Below are 21,298 nucleotides of genomic sequence, written 5' to 3' on the forward strand. Positions count from 1 at the left end.
TTTGTTCGACTCAATTTTACAAAAAGACAAAGAGCTATCAGTTTTCTTAAACAATTTAGGAAGTGAACAATGGGACTCATTTTGGTTGGGAATTACCAACCAATTTTACTGGGCTCCATTGTTCCTTTTTATACTTATTTTAATTGTAAAAACATTTGGTTGGAAACGTGGTGGAGTTATGATTTTAGCCATGATTTTGTTGGTTACAATTTCAGACCAATTAACCGTTTTTATAAAAGATAATTCCTTTAGATTAAGACCAAATAACGATCCAGATATTATGGATTCTTTACGTATTTCTTTAAGAGAATTTACAAACCCACAAAGTCATAGTTTTATGTCTGGGCATGCTACAACATCTACCTTTTTCTCTTTATTTACAATATTTTTATTGAGAGATAAATACAAACAAATTTATTTCCTTTTACTATTCCCAGCCTTTTTTGCCTATAGCAGATTGTATTTAGGCGTTCATTTTCCTTCAGATGTTTTTATTGGAATTTTGTTAGGAATTTTATTGGCTAATATTTATTATTTCTTCTTTAAAAAACTCGATAAAAAATTATTTTTCTAGCTTTTTATTATTGAAATATAAATATTTTGTTGAGTGATAATACGCATTTAAAAGGCTATCCATTTCTAAAGTTTTCTTCGGATATTTTGCTTTTAAATCTACCAAGTTTTTTGCTTTTAAATTATATAAACCTTTCGTTTTAGTTATGTTTGTTTTTGAATAATACAAACTGTCTTGTAGCAAACCAACAGTAGGTTCGCCATTCATTTTTAAATACACAAAAGAGGATGCTTTCCTAGTCTTTGAAGTGTCTAAAAGATTGCTTCCTAAAGTATAATTTGTATAATCCATCTTTATCAAACTCATGACAGTTGGAAACATATCAATTAATTTTCCGTTTTTAGAAATCTCTTTGGGTTCTACAAATTTTGGAGCGTGAATAAAGAAAAGCGCATGTTGTAAATTGATGTTTAAATCGTGTTCATTTGTGTATTGATCATTTCTGTTCATCATTGTGTTATGATCGCCAAAAAACACAAATACAGTATTCTCATAATAACCAGCAGTTTTTGCTCTTTCTAAAAAACGACCAATATTAAAATCTAAATAACGCATCGCATTTAGTTGAGCAACCGATTTAAAACCCGATTTTGCTAACAAATCATCAGAAATATCGGTATCAGAAAGAGGTGTAAAGCTTTCCTTTTGATCAGGAACTGTAAATGGAATGTGATTACTTGCAGTTTGAATATACGCTACAAAGGGTTTGTTTTGTTGATGTAATTTTTGCAACTCCTTGTCAGATTCTTTGAATAACTCGTAATCGTCAATTCCCCAAACATCAGCTCTGTTTTCTGTGTCATAACTGCCTTCTTCAAATATTTTTAAACCTTTGATATTTGCTTGAAAAATTCCACGAATATTTGCCCAATTTGCACTACCACCTAAAAAATACAATTTTTCATAGCCTTTAAATTGATCAAATAAAATACGCTGATCTATAATCATTGGATTTCTAGAAGCTGTATTTACATCATCTATATCTGGCAAACCAGTAACGCTTGCAAAAACGCTGGCTGCAGTTCCAGATTTATGCACAAAAAAATTAGAAAAATTTAAACTCTTAGGAATTAAAGAATCTATTTTTGGTGAACTGTTGAGGGGATTTCCATAGTAACTTAAAGGTTTTACGCCAACAGATTCTAACATGACAAAAACAACATTGGGTTTTGTTTTTAATGAATCTTCAAAAACTACTTTTCTTTCGAAAGAAATACTGTCTTTTGGCAAGCCTAAATCTTTGGCAATTACTGGGTAATAATTTTTGAATTCGGTCATATTTACACCTTCACTTCTAAACTTAAAGCTATCGAAAAAGTATAAAACAGGATTTAATGAAAACTGATTTACTTTACTATTTTTAGAGAAAAAAGCTTCACTCCATCTTAAAGGATAATGAGAAAAACTATTGTAAATACTAAAAGATAACAATAAAAAAGTAAAAATAAAGTAAATAGCTTTTACCTTTTTAGAACGATTAAGTTGGTGATTTTTATAACTAAAAAATAAAAATCTAGAGAGTTTATAAATGATAAAACTAAGAACTAAAAAACCAAGCAAACCTTTAAAAACAGGATAACTTTCAAATAAAACTTGTGTAGATATTTGTAAATCTTCCAAAAAACGAAGTGAAGCAGCATCTAATCTAATGGATAAATAATCATAATATCCAAAATCGATTACATAGAATAACGTCAAAATAATGTATGCAAGTATCAAATAAAAAGTTGCTAATTTTTTATAAAACAGATTGCTGAAAAAACGTCTGTTTACAATTAAAACTAAAAGTGCTAAAGGAAAAAGAGCAATCGCAGCCAATTTTATATCGAAACGTAAACCTAACCAAAATGCTTTTTGAATTTCGGTTGAAGTTGCAGTTTCTAATTCTGCAAAAAAAGAATAAAATAGGATTCTAAAAATGAAATTAAAAACAATTAATAAAAAGAAATTGCTAAAAATGTATTTTATGTAGTTTGGGATTTTTTGCAGCATTATTTTTAATTAAAAAGCAAAGATATTTATTTTGAAATGGATAAATCGAATTATATTTTATTTGCTTTAGATTTATTTGTTTTCTGAATTATATCAAACAAAAAGTTTAAAAAAAAACACTACGAATTCACGAATCACAAAGGTTAAAGTCTTCAAATTAAATTTTATTTTTTCTGAAAATATTTTCAGGTTTTATTTAGCTCCTTAGGAGCGTAAACTTAATAGTGAGTAAATACAACAAGGTTGTAAAGCTCCTTAGGAGCGTAATATTAATAAGAAAATTAGATAAAATGGTAAAGCTCCTTAGGAGCGACATTTCATAAAACAATAATTGTTTGAATTTCAAATTAGTGAATTCGTAACAATAAATAAATCAATTTTCATTCAACAATTCATTTACAAAAACTTCAAATTCTTTAGTGAAATCAGTATATTTTTCACCTGTTGCTGGTCCATTAAAACCCGTGTGAATTTTTCTAACCTTTCCTTTTTTATCCATAAAAATGGTAGTTGGGTAAGAAATTATATGATTTAACATTGGCAATTTTTGTTGTGCCAGCGTTTTATTAGCCAAATTACCAAATTGCGCTAATAAAACAGGATATTCAATTCCTATTCGTTTTTTAAAACGTTTAATTCTTTCGTACGCAATTTCTCTCGTTTTTGCTTCTTCAAAAGCCAATGCAATAATTTGCAAATCTTTATTCGGATTTTCTTTACTATACTTGACTAAAAACTTGCTTTCATCCAAACAATTTGGGCACCAAGTTCCCATAATTTGTAAAATAACAACCTTGTTATTAAATTCAGGATCGCTCAAGGAAACAACTCTTCCTCTAGTATCAGGAAAAGAAAAATCGAAATATTCGTAACCTTCTTTTATAAAGGTTAAATTCTCTTCATTTGGCAATTCGTACTCATTATTTAGTTTTGCTGTAAAAGGTTCTTTCCAATGATTGCCAGAATAGAAATACCCATTTAAGGTAGAATCAGTAGCTTTTGCTGTGAATAAAAATGCGTGAGCACCATCAAAAGTTGAAAGTTTTAAGGAATCTCCATCAACAATGCCCTCTAAATATCTGTAATCGCCAGTTGTAGTTCTAAAAGTTCCAGTAACTTTATTGCTAGTTTGGGTAAACATTCCTTTAGCAAGATACGTATCAACTTTATGATCAGCATTAAAAACAGTTTCCCAATTACCAGTAATATTTATGCTTGCTTCTTTTTTTGATGAAAATCGATTGTTACTTTTTATCGCTTCAAAAGGCACAATTTGATCTAAACTCGGTTTTATAAAACTTCCTTTCAAGGAGTTTTCTTTGATTTTTGCAATTATATAACCTTCAAAAACGGGCGTTTGTATGATAACAGAATCATTTTTATAGGTGATTTCATCAACAGTTATAATTTCATCAGCATTAAAAATTGTTAAAAGAGAATCGTTTTTAACTTCAAAAATAAAAGGCAATTCTTGGTTGTCTTGTATGTGTAAAACACCTCTATAAGTGCCAATATCCAAAGTTTTAGTAGTTTTTGTATTGCAAGAAATAAAGAGTAAAAAACTGATAGTCAATAGTAAAAAACGCATCGATAGTAATTAAAATTGAGTTCAAATTTACGATAAAATACTTACATCAATATTTAATAAAACCCTTAAAATTGGTTAATTTAGCCGCTGAAAAATTTCAAGAAAAAAACATGAAGATATCTTATAATTGGTTACAACAATTTGTAAAAATTGACTGGGATGCAACTAAAACAGGAGAGTTGTTAACTGATTTAGGTTTAGAGGTAGAAGGAATTGAAACCAAAGAATCTATAAAAGGAAGCTTAAAAGGCATTGTTGTTGGTAAAGTTTTAACCTGTGTGCAGCATCCAAATGCAGACAGATTAAAAGTAACTACTGTAGATTTAGGAGATGGGAATCCTGTACAAATTGTGTGTGGAGCTCCTAATGTTGCTGCTGGTCAAAAAGTACCTGTGGCTACTATTGGAACGATGTTGTATGATGATAAAGGAGTAGGTTTTAAAATTAAAAAAGGGAAAATTAGAGGCGAAGAAAGTCATGGAATGATTTGTGCTGAAGACGAATTAGGTCTTGGAAGTGGACATGATGGAATTCTAGTTTTAGATGAAAAACTTAAAGAAGGAACTTTAGCTTCGGATGTTTTTAATATAAAAACAGATTATGTTTTTGAAATTGGTTTAACACCAAACAGATCTGATGCCATGAGTCATTATGGAGTTGCCAGAGATTTAAGAGCTGGTTTAATTCAGAAAGATGTTCAAAAGGAATTAATTTCGCCTTCTGTAAGTAATTTTCACGTAGATGAAAGAACACTTCGTTTTGATGTGGAAGTGGAAGATAAAGAATTAGTGCCTCGTTATTGTGGAATTACAATTACAGATATTACTGTAAAAGATTCACCAGAATTTATTCAGAATCATTTAAAAGCCATTGGTATTGCACCAAAAAATAATATTGTAGATATTACAAATTATGTGTTGCATGAACTTGGGCAACCTTTACATGCTTTTGATGCTCAGAAAATTAAAGGAACTAAAATTAAAGTAAAAACTCTAGAAGAAGGTACTAAATTTACCACGTTAGATGATGTTGAAAGAACGCTTTCTGGGGATGATATTATGATTTGTGATGCTGATGATACTCCACTTTGTTTAGGAGGTGTTTTTGGTGGCTCACAATCTGGAGTTACAGAACACACAACATCAATATTTTTAGAAAGTGCTTATTTTAATCCTGTTTCTGTTAGAAAAACAGCTAAAAGACACGCTTTAAATACAGATGCTTCTTTTCGATTTGAAAGAGGAATTGATATTAATATGACAGAATACGCTTTAAAAAGAGCAGCGTTATTAATTGAAGAATTTGCAGGAGGAAAGTTAGCTTCTGATATTTCTGATTTTTATCCTGTTAAAGTGGAAGATTTTCAAGTGTTTTTCTCTTATCAAAATGCGTATAGATTAATAGGACAAGAAATTCCGAAAGAAAAAATTAAAAATATTTTAGCTTCTTTAGAGATTAAAATTAACAGCGAAACTGAAGGTGGTTTAGGATTAACAATTCCATCTTACAGAACAGATGTGCAAAGAGAAGCAGATATTATTGAGGAAATTTTACGTGTATATGGCTACAATAATATTGAGTTTTCTCACAAATTAAACACCTCAATTTCTTTTGATTCTAACAAAGAAACCAAAATTGAAAACATTATTGCAGACCAATTAAGTTCTTTAGGATTTAATGAAACCATGGCAAATTCTTTAACAAAATCTGATTATACAAAATTGTCAGAAAACATTAATGATGAAGCAAATGTTGCCATGTTAAATCCTTTAAGTAGCGATTTAGATGTGATGCGTCAATCTTTGTTATTTAGTGGTTTAGAGTCTGTTTCTTATAATTTAAATAGAAGAAATAACTCATTAAAGTTTTATGAATTTGGTAAAACATATCATAACTATAACAGCAAATATCAAGAAGACAAACACTTAACATTGTTTGTAACTGGAAACAGAACCAAAGATTCTTGGAATAGCAAAACAACAACATCTGATTTCTTTTATGTAAAAGGAATTATAACATCAGTATTAGAAAGATTAGGAATAAGTAACTTTAAAACTTCCCCTACAAAAAATGATGTATTTTCTGAAGGAATTGCTTTAAGCTTAGGAAAAATTAAAGTTGCTGAATTTGGGGTTGTAAAAAGATCAATTTTAAAGGAATTCGGAATTAAACAAGAAGTATTATTTGCAGATTTTAATTGGGATAATATTTTAAAATTAGCCAGTAAAAAACAATTGAAAGTTACTGAGATTTCTAAATTTCCATCTGTAAAAAGAGATTTAGCTTTATTGTTAGATTCTAAAACACAATTCAAAGAGATTTACAATATTGCTTTTCAATCGGAAAAAAATATTTTAAAAGAAGTAGATTTATTTGATGTGTATGAAGGAGATAAATTACCAGAAGGTAAAAAATCTTACGCAGTTAGTTTTGTATTACAAGATAATTCTAAAACTTTAGAAGACAATCAAATAGATAAAGTAATGCAAAAATTACAGCAAAGTTTCGAAAAGAATTTAGAAGCTGTTTTAAGATAAAATATCATGAAAAAAATTGCTTACTTACTTTTATTTGTAATTTCATTTTCTTGCGTTAAAGAAAAAGAAAAAACGAAGATTACTTTAGAAGAAGTAACAAATTTGGGTTTTAGTCTTCAAAATAAATCAGATAGAGATGATATTTCTGCAATGAATGAGCTTTATGATGTAAAAGCTTTTGCAGATATTTTTCTTCTAAAATCTACAGACAAAGAAATTCACGAATTTAATGCTGGTTTTTTCAACGGATTTTCTAGAAGTTTCAATTTTGGAGAAATGCTGGTTGAACAAAAAAGCGAAGGTGGTTCTTATGAATTTATTAGAGCTTACGAAGACGAAAAAAACAATTTTCATTTGCTATTTAGGCTTTATGGAGAAGGTTTAAACTACCATGATTATTTAGTGAAAGAGATTAATGGCGAACTTAAAATTGTAGACATGTACATTTATATGTCTGGCGAATATTTGAGTGATACTTATAAAACATATTATAAGTCGATTTTAGATAAATCAAACGTTTTAACGAAAGATTTAACTGGAATTACAAGCTATCAAGATGCTCTTAAATTAATTGAAGTGAAAGAGTTAAGTGCTGCTGGTAAATTTAAAGAAGCGCATAAAGTATATAAAACTATTAGTAGTTCTTCTAAAATTACAAAAGCTTTTCAGTTGGTAAATATTATGGTTACCTTTAATTTATCTGAAGATATATATTACAAAGCGATTAAAGATTACGAAAAAAGATTTCCAAACGATCCTAGTTTATATTTAGTTTCTTTAGATGGTTTAATTTTAAACAAACAATTTGATAAAGCTATAAAATCTATTGATAAATTAGACGAACTTTTAGGAGGTGATCCATTCTTAAATTATATAAAAGGGAATATTTATTATTTCGAAAAAGATTATGAAAGTGCTTTAGGAAAATATGCTATTATAAATCTTGAATATCCAGATTTTATTGATGCTTATGACAGTGCTTTAGGTATTTATTTGGAAACAAATAATCATGAAAAAGTCATCGAAATTTTAGAATTATACGTGACCAGATTTGAGATAGATAAAGAAGAATTAAAGTTCAATTTATCGGAATTTTCTCCAACATTTATAAAAACGAAAGAATTTAAAAACTGGTTTTCAAAAAAATAATATGTACAAACTACTTATAAGACCCATTTTTTTTCTTTTTGATCCAGAAAAAGTTCATTATTTTACTTTTTCGTTGATACGCTTTTTATGTAAAATTCCTTTGGTTTCAGGGATTTTTAAAAGTTTGTATCAAGTAAATGATAAAAAGTTAGAGCGTACTTTATTTGGTTTAACGTTTAAAAATCCAGTGGGTTTAGCTGCTGGTTTTGATAAAAATGCAGTTTTATATAATGAGTTGGCAAACTTCGGTTTTGGTTTTATAGAAATTGGTACAGTAACTCCAAAAGGACAAGTTGGTAATGCTAAAAAAAGATTATTTCGTTTAAAAGACGATCAAGGAATTATCAATAGAATGGGCTTTAATAACGAAGGTTTGGAAGTTGCCATTCAACAATTAAAAAAGAATAAAGGCAATGTTATTATTGGTGGAAATATTGGTAAAAACACACAAACATTACCTAAAAATTACACAGCAGATTATTTAGAGTGTTTTGAAGGTTTGCATCCTTATGTAGATTATTTTGTGCTAAATGTTAGTTGCCCAAATGTTGGGAGTCATGCAAAATTGAATGACAAAGAGTATTTAATTGAATTAATTTCTGCTTGCCAAAAATTAAATCAAGAACTTTCTTTGTCAGGTCGAGCGCAGTCGAGACCAATTTTACTAAAAATTGCTCCAGATTTAAACAATCAACAATTAGATGAAATTATAGAATTGGTTGTAGAAACTAAAATTGATGGGATAATTGCTTCCAATACATCAACCAATAGAGATAATTTAAAAGCCTCAAAAGAACGTTTGCAAGAAATTGGAAATGGAGGAGTCAGTGGTCAGCCAATAAAAAACCAGAGCACAAAAGTGATCAAATATTTGGCAGACAACTCCAACAAATCTTTTCCAATTATTGGAGTAGGAGGAATCCATTCTGAACAAGATGCTTTAGAAAAATTGAAAGCAGGAGCAGATTTGGTACAGATTTACACAGGTTTTATTTATGAAGGACCAAGTTTGATAAAGAGAATTAACAAAGCTGTTTTGAAGGATTTGTAACATTTGTTATTCTGAACTCGTTTCAGAATCTCACTCAGTTTTGTTTTGGAAAAAGACTAATTTCGTTTACATGTTAGAAACCTTATTCTCTTTTGCAATTGCAACCTCTCTTTTAGCATTGTCTCCAGGACCAGATAATATTTTTGTGCTGACACAAAGTATTGTAAATGGTAAAAAGTTTGGTTTGGCAACCGTTTTTGGACTGATTTCTGGTTGTTTGGTTCACACAACCTTATTAGCATTTGGAGTTTCAGCCATCCTAAAAGAATCAGAAAACTTATTTTTTGCCATTAAATTATTTGGCGCAATTTACTTATTATATTTAGCCTATAAAGTGTATAAATCTGATGCTACTATTATACTATCCAATGAACATGTAGCAAAGAAAACGACCACACAATTGTTTAAACAAGGGTTTGTTATGAATGTTTTAAACCCAAAAGTTTCTATTTTCTTTTTAGCGCTGTTTCCTGGATTTTTGTTTTCTGATACAATTTCTACAGTCCTGCAATTTTATGTTTTAGGATTTATTTTTATGTCAGTTTCACTCATTATTTTTTCTACAATAGCCATTTTAGCTGGCACAATTTCAGAAAAAATTAAAGAAAATAAGAAAATTGGTTTCTATCTAAAATGGATGCAAATTGTGGTTTTTGTGGCAATTGCAGTTTTAATTTTGATGTAAATTCTTGGTTTTAAAAAAGAAAATTAATCAATCAAAATATCCTCAGCAACCTTACTTTCTAAATTTTCAAAATCATACAATTTGGTGTCTAATAAATGCGAAGGAGAAACATTCTGCAAAGCATTCATCATAATTGCGTTTCTATTTGGGAACTCTTTTTCCCAATCAGCAATCATTTGTTTTACATTTTGGCGTTGCAAATTTTCTTGAGAACCACATAAATTACAAGGAATTATTGGGAAGTCTTTAAAATCCGAATACACCTCAATATCACTTTCTTTACAAAAAGCCAAAGGTCTTAAAACGGCTAAATCTCCAGCATCATTTTTAAATTTTGGAGGCATGGTTTCCATCTTTCCAGAAAAAAAGAAATTCAAGAAAAAGGTTTCTAAAATATCATTTCTATGATGCCCTAAAGCAATTTTGTTACAACCCAAATCTTTAGCAGCTTCATACAAAGTTCCTCTACGCAAACGCGAACATAAACTACAAGTAGTTTTGCCTTCAGGAGTTTTGTCCATGACAATTTTATAGGTGTTTTTCTCTATAATTTTATAATCGACTTGTAGGTTTGTTAAATACGTTGGTAAAACTTCCTCAGGAAAACCAGGTTGTTTTTGATCGAGATTTACAGCAATTAAATCGAAAGAAATTGGTGCTACTTTTTTAAAATACAGCAACATATCTAAAAGCGTATAACTGTCTTTCCCTCCAGATAAACACACCATTATTTTATCACCTTCAGCAATCATAGTGTATTGTTGAATAGCTTCTGCAACTGCTTTCTGCAATTTTTTAGTAACTTGTTTTACTTCTTTCATGGTTGCAAAAATAGTTTTTTTTACAACTATAATTTTAGAAAAAATTAAAGAAAATATGATTATTGATTTTTAGTTAAAAGGGATGAAGTTTTTGTTTTGATTTTAGGTATAGGTTTTCTAATGTGGTTGTATATGGTTTGTTGCGTGTTTCAAGCAACTAATTTAGTAAATAATTACCGAGCAAGAAAGTCCGCGAGGACTTTCGTAAGTAAGCAAGAAGCTAGCAATAAATTATATATGGCTTAAGTTTGTATTTTATTCAAAAGTAACAGGGCTAACTTTTCTCAAAATAAATTTATTTTCACAATTAGTTTTCTCAATAAAAAAATAAGTAAACCCTAATGTATCAAAATTATCACCTTTCTTTTTGAGATTTAGAAAATATTCTCTGTCTGTTATTAAATTTAGATTAGCTAAATATGACTTAGAAATAAGAATATCATTCTTTCTGTTAAAAGAAAATGAAAAACTATCAAATCTTTCATATTGAATATCATCACCTCCTATGTCAGAAGACCTTTTGGTGTCTGTTATAAGTTTTTTTTTATCTATAATTTTATATCCTTCATATTCATTTGTTATAGAAGCAACCTGCTTTTTAATTAAGGAATCATTTTTGTTAATTAGCAAATAAATTGTATCCTTTGATTGTGAATATGTGTTTGTTAATAAAAAGTAGGTAATTATTAATAAATAGTTTTTCATTATTGACAAGTTTTATTAACATTATCTTTTTCATTTGTAATGGTGTTTTTGATTCTATTTTTTTCTGGTGTAGTTAATTTTTTCCATGCTTCGGTATAAATTTGATCTTGAACACCGTTAGCATCTTTTATATTCGCTAAACCTTCCCAAGACATATCATTATAGAATTGGTCAGAATGTTGACTATTATCATATTGCTTTAATCCTTTAGCAATTGTACTTCTATAATAGTCCGCCATTTGCTGATGATCCCAATTTTTTTTATAAATTCTGAAATAATTATATACGCCAGGAAACTTTACAGCATTACTTCCATCTCTTGATGCAAACTCTCTTAATCTTGCATGAATGCCTTCATGTATGATTGTTCTTGCTAGTCCAAGTGAAGTTCTGTTAGATAAAGTGTTTTCATTAATACTAATAGTAAATGTGTTTCCAGATTTTACAGTTGAAGCATTTGTCTCATTTCCCAAACTTGTAGACATTTCAAATATTAAATCAAATTTAGAAGGTTTATTTCCATCTTTAAAATTCTCAAGTATCCAATTAATATTATTATTGTTGTCAACCATTTTATTATAAACACAAAGTGCTTTTCCAGTAAGTTCGTTAATAATTTGGTCATCATCAATTAACTCATCTTCCTCTATAATATCAAAGCACCCACCATCAATTCCTTGCTCTAAACCATCACTTTCTCCATCACAAGGAATGATAGAAACAGTTTCTCCACTTCCAGAGCTACCACCTCTTCTACCTCCACCAGCTTCTGAACCAAAGTCTAATTCAGTTTCTGCTACAAGACTATTTTCACTGCTATATGAACAAGTTCTTATTGTTGAAACATTCCAATAACCACTTCTAACATGTTCGCAATTAGGATTTGTACTAAATGAACCGTGGTCTGTACAAACTTTAGGTGTATAAGTTGTTGTATTACTGCAAGACCAACCTCCTTTTAATTGTATATTTTGGTTATTAATAAGCTCTTCAATATTATATTTATATGCTGTTTTTGAAACAGTGGCATTTAGGTATAACCCAGATCCTTTTTTTCTATAAAATACACTATCGTACCTAATTATAAAACCTTTGATAGTGTCATTTGATTTTTCAATTACTAAATTTTCAGAAGCTTTTGAAGATGTTTCTTCAGAATTTCTCTCAATTAAAAAAGTATAAGAAACATAGTTTTCTTTTTCAATTTTATAAAAAATGGAGAAGTCAATTTTAAAATTGTTTTTTTGATTTAGATTTAAACTCATTTTCGAAATAAGAATTGATTTTAAATTTATTAGAGATATCAATAAAGTTTTTGTCTTCTTTGGCTTGAGAAAGCGTTATTTTTTGCGGAGTTATTTTCTCTTGAGTTATATTTTCAAATTCGTTTTCTTTTTCACAATTACAAAGGAAGAGTGAAATTCCGAGGAATAAAAATCCAATTATAAAGATTTTGGTTGGTTTGTTTTTTCTGTTTTTCATATTTGTTAAATTTAATAATTAATATTCATTTCTCTGTTGCAAAATAAGCTGAAATTTTTGAGTATTCATTTCAGCTATTTGATAAGCCATATAAATTACAACTTAACAAATATCCCAAGTTTTATTTCAAAATATTCATCCTCAGCTAAGTTCGAGTATTCCCACCAAATAATCAACAGGAAAACACCCCTTTTTTAATCACCCAACTCAAAAAAATTAAACAAAAACTCAAATTTTGATAAATATTTCAGTTTAACAAAAATTTTACGTGCATCATTTGGAATAATCAAAATAAAATTTGAATATTTGTATAATTAAAAAAAGACATGAAATTTATTCAAAACCATCATCATCATTTTTACAATTGCAATCAAGCGATTTAAAAATGTATTGAATAAAGTCAAGATATTTATAAACCTGTTTGAGCAAATCAAACAGGTTTTTTGTTTTAAAACCAATTTGCTCAAACCAAACTAAAATTAAAAAATGAGTAATTTAAGAATTGCAGTACAAAAATCAGGAAGATTAAACGAAGATTCTATGGGAATCTTAAAAGACATTGGTATTTCTATCGATAATGGAATTGATCAATTAAAAGCATCCGCAAGAAATTTTCCAGTAGAAGTTTTCTATTTAAGAAATGGCGATATTCCTCAATATTTACGAGATGGAGTTGTAGATGCAGCCATAATTGGCGAAAATGTTTTAATCGAAAAAGGAACTGATATCGATTTTGTAGAACGTTTAGGTTTTTCGAAATGCAAGGTTTCAATTGCGGTTCCAAAAGAATCTACAGCAAATTCGTTAAAAGATTTAGCAGGACAAAGAATTGCGACTTCGTATCCAGAAACTGTAAAAAAATATTTGAAGCAAAATAATATCGACGCCCAATTACACATCATTAACGGTTCTGTGGAAATTGCCCCAAATATTGGTTTGGCAGATGGTATTTGCGATATCGTTTCTAGTGGAAGCACACTGTTTAAAAATGGTTTAAAAGAAATTGAGGTGTTGTTTAAATCGGAAGCAGTTTTGGCAGTTTCGCCTAAAATTTCTCAAGAAAGTAAAGCAATTTTAGAGAAAATTCAGTTTAGAATGCAGGCTGTTTTAAAAGGGAAATCATCCAAATATGTGTTGCTAAATGCACCAAATAATAAGGTCGATAAAATTATCGATATTTTACCAGGAATGAAAAGTCCAACTGTGTTGCCTTTGGCAGAAAAAGGTTGGAGTTCAATTCACTCTGTGATCGATAAAGATAAATTTTGGGATGTTATAGATGAGTTGAAAGCCAATGGTGCTCAGGGAATTTTAGTGTGTCCTATTGAAAACATGGTACTTTAGTTTTTTTGTTTAAAAACTAAAGTATGCTGAACTTGTTTCAGTATCGAGTGTAATTTTTTGGGCGTTTTAACGGGCTTTACATTATATCTTTTGCAGAAAAAGCAAAAGGATGTCATTTCAATCCCTAACGCAAATTGCAAGTTTATACAAGTTTTGCAAAATTTTAAAAACCTTGTATCATTAAATAAAAAAGAAAAAGATTATTTTTTGAATTTTCAAATTTTTGTATAATTTTATGAAAACAATTATAAATCCACCAAAGTCAACTTGGTCTCAACTATTACAAAGACCCACAAAAACGGTTGATGATATTGAAAAAACTGTTACCGAAATTTTTACAGAAGTAAAAAAAGAAGGAGACAAAGCTGTACAAAAATACACACAGTTATTTGATGGAGTAACTTTAGAAAATAATTTAGTTTCTGAAGCTGAAATTAAAGAAGCAGTTTCATTAGTTTCAGACGAATTAAAAGAAGCTATTATTTTAGCGAATAAAAATATTACCGTTTTTCACAACGCACAAAAAACGGATAAAGTTTTTGTAGAAACCACGAAAGGAGTTGAATGTTGGCAAGAAAAAAGACCGATTCAAAAAGTTGGTTTGTACATTCCTGGAGGAACTGCACCACTTTTTTCAACAGTTTTAATGTTGACAATTCCTGCACAAATTGCAGGTTGTAAAGAAATTGTGTTGTGTTCACCACCAAATAAGGAAGGTAAAATTCACCCAGCAATTTTATTTACTGCAAAACTTTGTGGCGTTACTAAAATTATTAAAGTTGGCGGAATTCAAGCAATTGCTGGCTTAACTTTTGGAACAGCAACAATTCCACAAGTGTATAAAATTTTTGGTCCAGGAAATCAGTATGTTACAGTGGCAAAACAATTGGCAACCAAATTTGGAGTGGCAATTGATATGCCTGCAGGACCCAGTGAGTTATTGGTAGTTGCAGACGATACTGCAAAAGCCAGTTTTGTAGCTTCAGATTTATTAAGTCAAGCAGAACATGGAGCAGATAGTCAAGTTATTTTGGTATCAACATCAAAAAAATTAATTGAAGCAGTAGAAATTGAAATCAATAAACAAATTTTAGACTTGCCAAGAGTAGCAATTGCTCAAAAGGCCATTGCAAACTCAAAATCTATTTTTGTGGAAACTGATGAAATTGCGTTGAATTTAATTAACGAATATGGTCCAGAACATTTTATTGTTTGCACAAACAATAATGATTTTTATGTAGATAATATTGCCAATGCAGGTTCTGTTTTTATTGGGAATTACACACCAGAAAGCGCAGGAGATTATGCTTCTGGAACCAACCATACATTGCCAACAAACGGATTTACAAAAGCGTATTCAGGTGTAAATTTAGATAGTTTTTTGAAAAGTATTACGTTTCAAAAAATATCAAAAGAAGGCATTCAAACCATTGGAAAATCGATAGAATTAATGGCGGAAGCAGAAGGTTTACAAGCACATAAAAATGCAGTTTCTATAAGATTGAAAAGATTATAGAAACTGTGCTGAACTTGTTTCAGTACCTTTTAAATAAATTAGTTAGTAAGACCTCACAGGTTTTTAAAACCTGTGAGGTCTAATAAACATAAAAATGAAAACAAATTTCAACATCAACAGTTTAGTTAGAGAAAACATCAAATCTCTAAAACCTTATTCATCAGCAAGAGATGAATATAAAGATGCAACTTCTGGCGATATGATTTTTTTGGATGCCAATGAAAATCCGTTTGAAAATGGTGTAAATCGTTATCCAGATCCACAACAAAATTCGGTTAAAGAATTATTGTCAGGTATTAAAAATGTTCCTCAAAAAAACATCCTTTTAGGAAATGGAAGTGATGAAGTTTTAGATTTAATTTTTAGAGCTTTTTGCGAACCTAAAGAAGACAATATTATTACATTACCACCAACATATGGAATGTATTCGGTTTTAGCGAACATCAATAATATAGAAAATAGAGAAGTTTTATTAACGGAAGATTTTCAACCAAAAGTTGCTCAAATTCTAGAGAAGATCAATAAAAACACTAAAATATTGTTTTTATGTTCGCCTAATAATCCATCAGGAAATAGTTTTTCGACTGATAAAGTAGAAGAATTATTGCAGAAATTTAATGGTTTAGTAGTTATAGATGAAGCCTATATCGATTTTTCTGAACAAAGAAGCTGGTTAGAAAGATTAGAAGAATTTCCGAATCTAATTATTACTCAAACCTTATCAAAAGCGTATGGTTTAGCAGGAATTCGTTTAGGAGTTTGTTATGCATCACAAGAAATTATTGCCATTTTAAACAACATAAAACCACCTTATAACGTAAACGAATTAACGCAGCAAAAAGCAGTTGAACGTTTGCAAAAAATGGAGGAAGTAACGAATGAAATTTCGGAAATTATTAAAGAAAGAACTTCTTTAATTCATCATTTAAAAGAAATTAATTTTATTACAAAAATTTATCCAACAGATTGTAATTTTGTTTTGGTAAAAGTAGATGATGCCACCAAAAGGTACAATCAATTAATTGCAAAAGGTATTGTGATTAGAAATAGAACAAACCAGCCTTTATGTGAAAACTGTTTGCGATTAACAGTTGGAACTAGATTGGAAAATGAGAGATTGATAAAGGAACTTTTATCAATCTCGAAATCCTGAACTTGATTCAATAGACCTGACAGGTTTTCAAAACCTGTCAGGTTAGAAAAGAATAATAAACAATTAAATTCTTACAAACCCGAGTAAGAGTTCCTTCCCTTTGGGAAGGTTAGGATGGGCTTTTAGTATGAGCAAAAAAGTATTATTTATAGACAGAGATGGAACGTTGGTTTTAGAACCACCTGTAGATTATCAATTAGATAGTTTAGAAAAGTTAGAGTATTATCCTAAAGTTTTTCAATTTATGGCAAAAATTGCTGCTGAATTGGAATACGAATTGGTTATGATTACCAATCAAGATGGCTTGGGAACAGACTCTTTTCCTGAAGATACTTTTTGGCCAGCTCAAAATAAAATAATCGATGCTTTTGCTAAAGAAGGGGTTGTTTTTTCTGAGGTTTTTATTGATAAAACATTCCCTCATGAAAATGCTGAAACCAGAAAACCAAGAACAGGTTTGCTAACAAAATATTTTTCTGAAGAGTATGATTTGGAAAACTCGTTTGTTTTAGGAGATCGAATTACAGACATGGAATTGGCTAAAAATCTGGGAGCAAAAGGAATTTTCTTATCAGAAAATCCAGATTTAGGAGCTGACGAAATTGAAACGTCTAAACAAGAAATTATAGATTGCATCGCTTTAACTTCTACTGATTGGTCAGAAATTTATCAATTTTTAAAATTGAAAGATAGAGTTGTAGAAATTACCAGAAATACAAATGAAACCAAAATTTACATCCAACTAAATTTAGATGGTTCAGGTAAAAATGATATTTCTACAGGATTGCATTTTTTCGATCATATGTTAGACCAAATTGGGAGGCATGGAAATATGGATTTAACTATAAAAGTAGATGGCGATTTAGAGGTTGATGAACATCATACTATAGAAGATACCATGATTGCTTTTGGGGAGTTATTCAACAAAGCATTAGGGAATAAATTAGGTATAGAACGTTATGGTTTTTGCTTGCCAATGGACGATTGTTTAGCGCAAGTTGCAGTCGATTTTGGAGGTAGAAACTGGTTAGAATGGGATGCAGAATTCAAAAGAGAAAAAATTGGTGATATGCCAACAGAAATGTTTTATCATTTGTTTAAATCGTTTACTGATGGTGCAAAATGCAACTTAAATATCAAAGCAGAAGGCACAAACGAACATCATAAAATTGAAGGAATTTTCAAAGCTTTTGCAAAAGCGATGAAAATGGCTGTAAAAAGAGATGCAAATAAAATGTTTTTGCCATCTACAAAAGGAATGTTGTAGAGAAGCCCATCTTAATCTTCCCAAAGGGAAGAAACACTCTTGTGTTAGCAAGTTTATAATTTAAAATAATGACTAAAGAAATATCAAATAATAAAAGTACGAGTGAGAGTTCTTCCCCTTTGGGGAAGTTAGATGGGGCTTCAGTTGTGATAATTAATTACGGAGCAGGAAACATTAAAAGTATTCAATTTGCTTTTAAAAGACTGGGAGTTGATGCAGTTTTATCAAACAATATTGATGAAATAAAAGCAGCAGATAAAGTAATTTTTCCTGGAGTTGGAGAAGCAAGTTCTGCCATGAAAATGTTGCAAGAAAGTGGATTGGACACATTAATTCCTACGTTAAAACAACCTGTTTTAGGAATTTGTTTAGGAATGCAATTGATGTGCAATTCCTCTGAAGAAGGAAATACAAAAGGACTTGGAATTTTTAATGTGGATGTAAAAAAGTTTTCTAAGGATGTAAAAGTTCCGCAAATGGGTTGGAATGTAATTGCTGATTTAAAATCTGATTTATTTTCAGGAATTAAAGACAAAGAATTTATGTATTTGGTACATAGTTTTTATGCCGAAAAATGTGCTGAAATGATTGCAACCACAGATTATGAAATTGAATATGCATCTGCTTTACAAAAAGATAATTTTTATGGAGTTCAGTTTCACCCAGAGAAATCTGGAATTATAGGTTCAAAAATTCTTGAGAATTTTTTGAAGCTATAATTTCATTCTGAACTTGTTTCAGAAAATTTAATTTTAAACTAACAAATTTTAATTGAATTATTATTGTTACATTTTATCAAATAAAAATAGAACTTTACTTTATGTTGGTTCTACTAGAGACTTAGAAAAAAGAATTAAAGTTCATAAGTCTGGAAATGGAGCTAATTTTACAAGAAAGTATAATGTTTTTGAATTGATTTATTTTGAAACATTTGAAGATAATAAAATGGCTAGAAAAAGAGAAAGTCAATTGAAGAATTGGCATAAAGAATGGAAATGGAATTTGGTTAAAAAATCGAATCCAGATTTAAAAATATTAGAAATATAATAAAAACCCTGAAACAAGTTCAGGGTTGATTAACAAGTTAATCAATGAGAATAATTCCAGCCATAGATATTATTGACGGAAAATGTGTTCGTTTAACAAAAGGCGATTACACTACCAAGAAAATATACAATGAAAATCCGCTTGAAGTTGCCAAAGAATTTGAAGCTGCAGGAATCGAATATTTACATGTTGTAGATTTAGATGGCGCAAAAGCTAGTGAGATTATCAACTATAAAGTTTTAGAGCAAATTGCATCAAAAACCAATTTAAAGATTGATTTTGGTGGTGGTTTAAAATCGGATAAAGATTTGGAAATTGCTTTTAATTCTGGTGCAAATCAGATTACTGGAGGAAGTATTGCTGTGAAAAATGCAGAAATTTTTGAAAGCTGGATTGCAACTTATGGATCCCAAAAAATAATTTTAGGAGCCGATTTTTATCCAGATAATTCAGGAGGAAAAATTGCGACAAATGGCTGGCAAGAAGAAAGTGCTTTAGAATTAATTCCGTTTATTGCAGATTATCAGCAAAAAGGAATTCAATACATAATTTGTACGGATATTTCTAAAGACGGAATGTTACAAGGACCAAGTTTCGATGTGTATCAACAGATTTTATCCGAAGTAAAAAATATAAAACTAATTGCTTCTGGTGGAATTTCAACGTTTGATGAATTGCCGAAATTAGCAGCATTAGGTTGTGAAGGTGTAATTATTGGAAAAGCGATTTATGAGAATAAGATTAGCTTAAAACAATTGGAGAAATTTATCTTAAATAACTAAATGTTATTTCGATTTATTTCTGAATTATAAAAAGTTCTCGATACAATTTCGATAAAAAATCGAAATCACTCGAACTGACATTATGGATAAATTTATTTAAAATAATATCCATAATTATAAAAATATTAACGAATTAGTTCCTTCCCTTTGGGAAGGTTAGGATGGGCTTATGTTAACAAAAAGAATAATACCTTGTTTAGATATTAAAAACGGAAGAACTGTAAAAGGTGTTAATTTCGTGAATTTAATTGATGCTGGAGATCCTGTAGTTTTGGCAAAACAATATGCAGATTTAGGCGCAGATGAACTCGTTTTTTTAGATATTTCTGCAACCTTAGAAGGTAGAAAAACCATGCGTGAAATGGTTTTGAAAGTTGCTGAACAAGTAAATATTCCGTTTACAGTTGGTGGAGGAATTTCATCAGTAGAAGATGTAGATGTACTTTTAAACTGTGGTGCAGATAAAGTTTCTATCAATTCATCTGCAGTAAAAAGACCTGATTTAGTAAACGAATTGGCAGATAAATTTGGGAGTCAATGTGTGGTTGTTGCTATTGATGCAAAACAAATTGAGGGAGAATGGTTTGTGCATTTGGCAGGAGGAACCATCCCAACAGAATTGAATTTATTTGATTGGGCAAAGGAAGTTGAAAAACGTGGTGCAGGAGAAATTTTATTCACTTCTATGAATAATGATGGTACAAAAGCAGGTTTTGCAAATGAAGCTTTGGCTAAATTATCTACAGAATTGAATATTCCAATTATTGCTTCTGGTGGAGCAGGAACTGTACAGCATTTTATTGATACTTTTGTAGAAGGGAAATCGGATGCAGCTTTAGCAGCAAGCGTTTTTCATTTTGGGGAAATTCCGATTTTGGAATTAAAACAAGAATTGAAAGAGCATAATATTCCAGTTAGAATATAAAATGTCAGTTCGAGCGCAGTCGAGAACTATTAACTTGTCGACTGCGCTCGAAGAGACACTAAAACAAAAAATATGAACATAGATTTCAATAAAAATAATGATGGTTTAGTGCCAGCAATCATTCAAGATGCCACCACAAAAAATGTGTTGATGTTGGGTTATATGAATGAAGAAGCCTTTTTAAAAACGAATGAAACTAAACTAGTTACTTTTTTTAGTAGAACAAAAAAGCGTTTGTGGACCAAAGGTGAGGAAAGTGGCAATGTGTTGAATTTGGTTGCTATAAAACTAGATTGTGACAATGATACATTGTTGATTTCTGTGAACCCTAAAGGACCAACTTGCCATACAGGAACAGATACTTGTTGGGCTGAAGAAAACAATTCTAATTTTGGATTTTTATCAACTTTAGAAAACGTAATTACAGAAAGAGTTGCCAATAAAGACACTCAAAAATCTTATGTAGCAAGTTTGTTTGATAAAGGCATCAATAAAATAGCGCAAAAAGTAGGTGAGGAAGCTGTGGAAACTGTTATTGAAGCTATGGATACTAATGATGAATTATTCTTGTACGAATCTGCAGATCTGTTATTTCATTATTTAATGTTATTGCAAGCGAAAGGCTTTACTTTAAAAGATATAGAAGCTGAATTGATAAAAAGACAAAAGTAACGTTTTTT

General features: G+C 29.8%; 19 protein-coding genes and 1 pseudogene. 14 read left to right on the forward strand and 6 right to left on the reverse strand.

Annotated elements, in window-relative coordinates; all coding sequences use genetic code 11:
- Position 1 precedes the first annotated feature (1 nt).
- Complete coding sequence (locus LPB03_RS00960) at positions 2–574, forward strand: phosphatase PAP2 family protein (RefSeq protein ID WP_065318336.1); 573 nt, start codon at positions 2–4, stop codon at positions 572–574.
- On the opposite strand, the gene LPB03_RS00965 is transcribed toward LPB03_RS00960, so the two are convergent.
- Both LPB03_RS00965 and LPB03_RS00970 read right to left on the reverse strand, forming a co-directional pair.
- Positions 563–2,566, reverse strand: a complete 2,004-nt coding sequence (locus tag LPB03_RS00965; RefSeq protein WP_065318335.1) for an LTA synthase family protein — start codon at positions 2,564–2,566, stop codon at positions 563–565. The genes LPB03_RS00960 and LPB03_RS00965 overlap by 12 nt on opposite strands.
- Before the next feature lie 373 nt (positions 2,567–2,939).
- On the reverse strand, positions 2,940–4,154 hold the full coding sequence (locus LPB03_RS00970) for a TlpA disulfide reductase family protein (protein ID WP_065318334.1): 1,215 nt from the start codon (positions 4,152–4,154) through the stop codon (positions 2,940–2,942).
- Between the two features lie 110 nt (positions 4,155–4,264).
- Between LPB03_RS00970 and pheT the strand changes: the two genes are divergently transcribed.
- The 4 genes from pheT to LPB03_RS00990 all read left to right on the forward strand — a co-directional run bounded on the left by pheT (position 4,265) and on the right by LPB03_RS00990 (position 9,576).
- On the forward strand, positions 4,265–6,691 hold the full coding sequence (pheT, locus tag LPB03_RS00975; RefSeq protein WP_065318414.1) for a phenylalanine--tRNA ligase subunit beta: 2,427 nt from the start codon (positions 4,265–4,267) through the stop codon (positions 6,689–6,691).
- Between the two features lie 6 nt (positions 6,692–6,697).
- Positions 6,698–7,840 carry a tetratricopeptide repeat protein gene (locus LPB03_RS00980; protein WP_065318333.1) on the forward strand — a complete coding sequence of 381 codons (1,143 nt, stop codon included), beginning with the start codon at positions 6,698–6,700 and terminating at the stop codon, positions 7,838–7,840.
- Between the two features lies 1 nt (position 7,841).
- On the forward strand, positions 7,842–8,891 hold the full coding sequence (locus LPB03_RS00985) for a quinone-dependent dihydroorotate dehydrogenase (RefSeq protein ID WP_065318332.1): 1,050 nt from the start codon (positions 7,842–7,844) through the stop codon (positions 8,889–8,891).
- Between the two features lie 70 nt (positions 8,892–8,961).
- On the forward strand, positions 8,962–9,576 hold the full coding sequence (locus LPB03_RS00990) for a LysE family translocator (RefSeq protein ID WP_065318331.1): 615 nt from the start codon (positions 8,962–8,964) through the stop codon (positions 9,574–9,576).
- Positions 9,577–9,599: 23 nt separating this feature from the next.
- On the opposite strand, the gene ttcA is transcribed toward LPB03_RS00990, so the two are convergent.
- The 4 genes from ttcA to LPB03_RS01010 form a co-directional block, all read right to left on the reverse strand.
- Positions 9,600–10,397, reverse strand: a complete 798-nt coding sequence (ttcA, locus tag LPB03_RS00995) for a tRNA 2-thiocytidine(32) synthetase TtcA (protein ID WP_065318330.1) — start codon at positions 10,395–10,397, stop codon at positions 9,600–9,602.
- 255 nt (positions 10,398–10,652) lie between these two features.
- On the reverse strand, positions 10,653–11,102 hold the full coding sequence (locus LPB03_RS01000) for a hypothetical protein (protein ID WP_065318329.1): 450 nt from the start codon (positions 11,100–11,102) through the stop codon (positions 10,653–10,655).
- The gene (locus tag LPB03_RS01005) at positions 11,102–12,367 is read right to left on the reverse strand and encodes a hypothetical protein (RefSeq protein ID WP_065318328.1); all 1,266 of its coding nucleotides are present in this window, start codon (positions 12,365–12,367) and stop codon (positions 11,102–11,104) included. The genes LPB03_RS01000 and LPB03_RS01005 overlap by 1 nt, the downstream gene beginning before the upstream one ends.
- Positions 12,333–12,584 (reverse strand): hypothetical protein, encoded by a 252-nt coding sequence (locus LPB03_RS01010; protein ID WP_065318327.1) that lies wholly within the window; start codon positions 12,582–12,584, stop codon positions 12,333–12,335. The genes LPB03_RS01005 and LPB03_RS01010 overlap by 35 nt, the downstream gene beginning before the upstream one ends.
- Positions 12,585–13,070: 486 nt before the next feature.
- On the opposite strand from LPB03_RS01010, the gene hisG reads away from it, so the two are divergent.
- From hisG to hisIE, 9 genes and pseudogenes are all read left to right on the forward strand, one after another.
- Positions 13,071–13,928 carry an ATP phosphoribosyltransferase gene (hisG, locus tag LPB03_RS01015; protein WP_065318326.1) on the forward strand — a complete coding sequence of 286 codons (858 nt, stop codon included), beginning with the start codon at positions 13,071–13,073 and terminating at the stop codon, positions 13,926–13,928.
- A gap of 235 nt (positions 13,929–14,163) precedes the next feature.
- On the forward strand, positions 14,164–15,444 hold the full coding sequence (gene hisD / locus LPB03_RS01020; RefSeq protein ID WP_065318325.1) for a histidinol dehydrogenase: 1,281 nt from the start codon (positions 14,164–14,166) through the stop codon (positions 15,442–15,444).
- 94 nt (positions 15,445–15,538) lie between these two features.
- Positions 15,539–16,597, forward strand: coding sequence for a histidinol-phosphate transaminase (gene hisC / locus LPB03_RS01025; protein WP_065318324.1), 1,059 nt, complete (start codon positions 15,539–15,541; stop codon positions 16,595–16,597).
- 127 nt (positions 16,598–16,724) lie between these two features.
- On the forward strand, positions 16,725–17,864 hold the full coding sequence (hisB, locus tag LPB03_RS01030; RefSeq protein WP_065318323.1) for a bifunctional histidinol-phosphatase/imidazoleglycerol-phosphate dehydratase HisB: 1,140 nt from the start codon (positions 16,725–16,727) through the stop codon (positions 17,862–17,864).
- 68 nt (positions 17,865–17,932) lie between these two features.
- Positions 17,933–18,583, forward strand: a complete 651-nt coding sequence (gene hisH, locus LPB03_RS01035) for an imidazole glycerol phosphate synthase subunit HisH (protein ID WP_083186990.1) — start codon at positions 17,933–17,935, stop codon at positions 18,581–18,583.
- 52 nt (positions 18,584–18,635) lie between these two features.
- Complete coding sequence (locus LPB03_RS01040) at positions 18,636–18,911, forward strand: GIY-YIG nuclease family protein (protein ID WP_065318322.1); 276 nt, start codon at positions 18,636–18,638, stop codon at positions 18,909–18,911.
- Between the two features lie 44 nt (positions 18,912–18,955).
- Positions 18,956–19,693 carry a 1-(5-phosphoribosyl)-5-[(5-phosphoribosylamino)methylideneamino]imidazole-4-carboxamide isomerase gene (hisA, locus tag LPB03_RS01045; RefSeq protein ID WP_065318321.1) on the forward strand — a complete coding sequence of 246 codons (738 nt, stop codon included), beginning with the start codon at positions 18,956–18,958 and terminating at the stop codon, positions 19,691–19,693.
- Positions 19,694–19,862: 169 nt separating this feature from the next.
- Positions 19,863–20,618 (forward strand): imidazole glycerol phosphate synthase subunit HisF, encoded by a 756-nt coding sequence (gene hisF / locus LPB03_RS01050; RefSeq protein ID WP_065318320.1) that lies wholly within the window; start codon positions 19,863–19,865, stop codon positions 20,616–20,618.
- 66 nt (positions 20,619–20,684) lie between these two features.
- Positions 20,685–21,290 (forward strand): annotated as a pseudogene (gene hisIE, locus LPB03_RS01055) (bifunctional phosphoribosyl-AMP cyclohydrolase/phosphoribosyl-ATP diphosphatase HisIE); the annotation flags it as partial.
- Positions 21,291–21,298: the final 8 nt, after the last annotated feature.

The sequence above is a fragment of the Polaribacter vadi genome (assembly GCF_001761365.1).
Taxonomy (GTDB): Bacteria; Bacteroidota; Bacteroidia; order Flavobacteriales; family Flavobacteriaceae; genus Polaribacter; species Polaribacter vadi.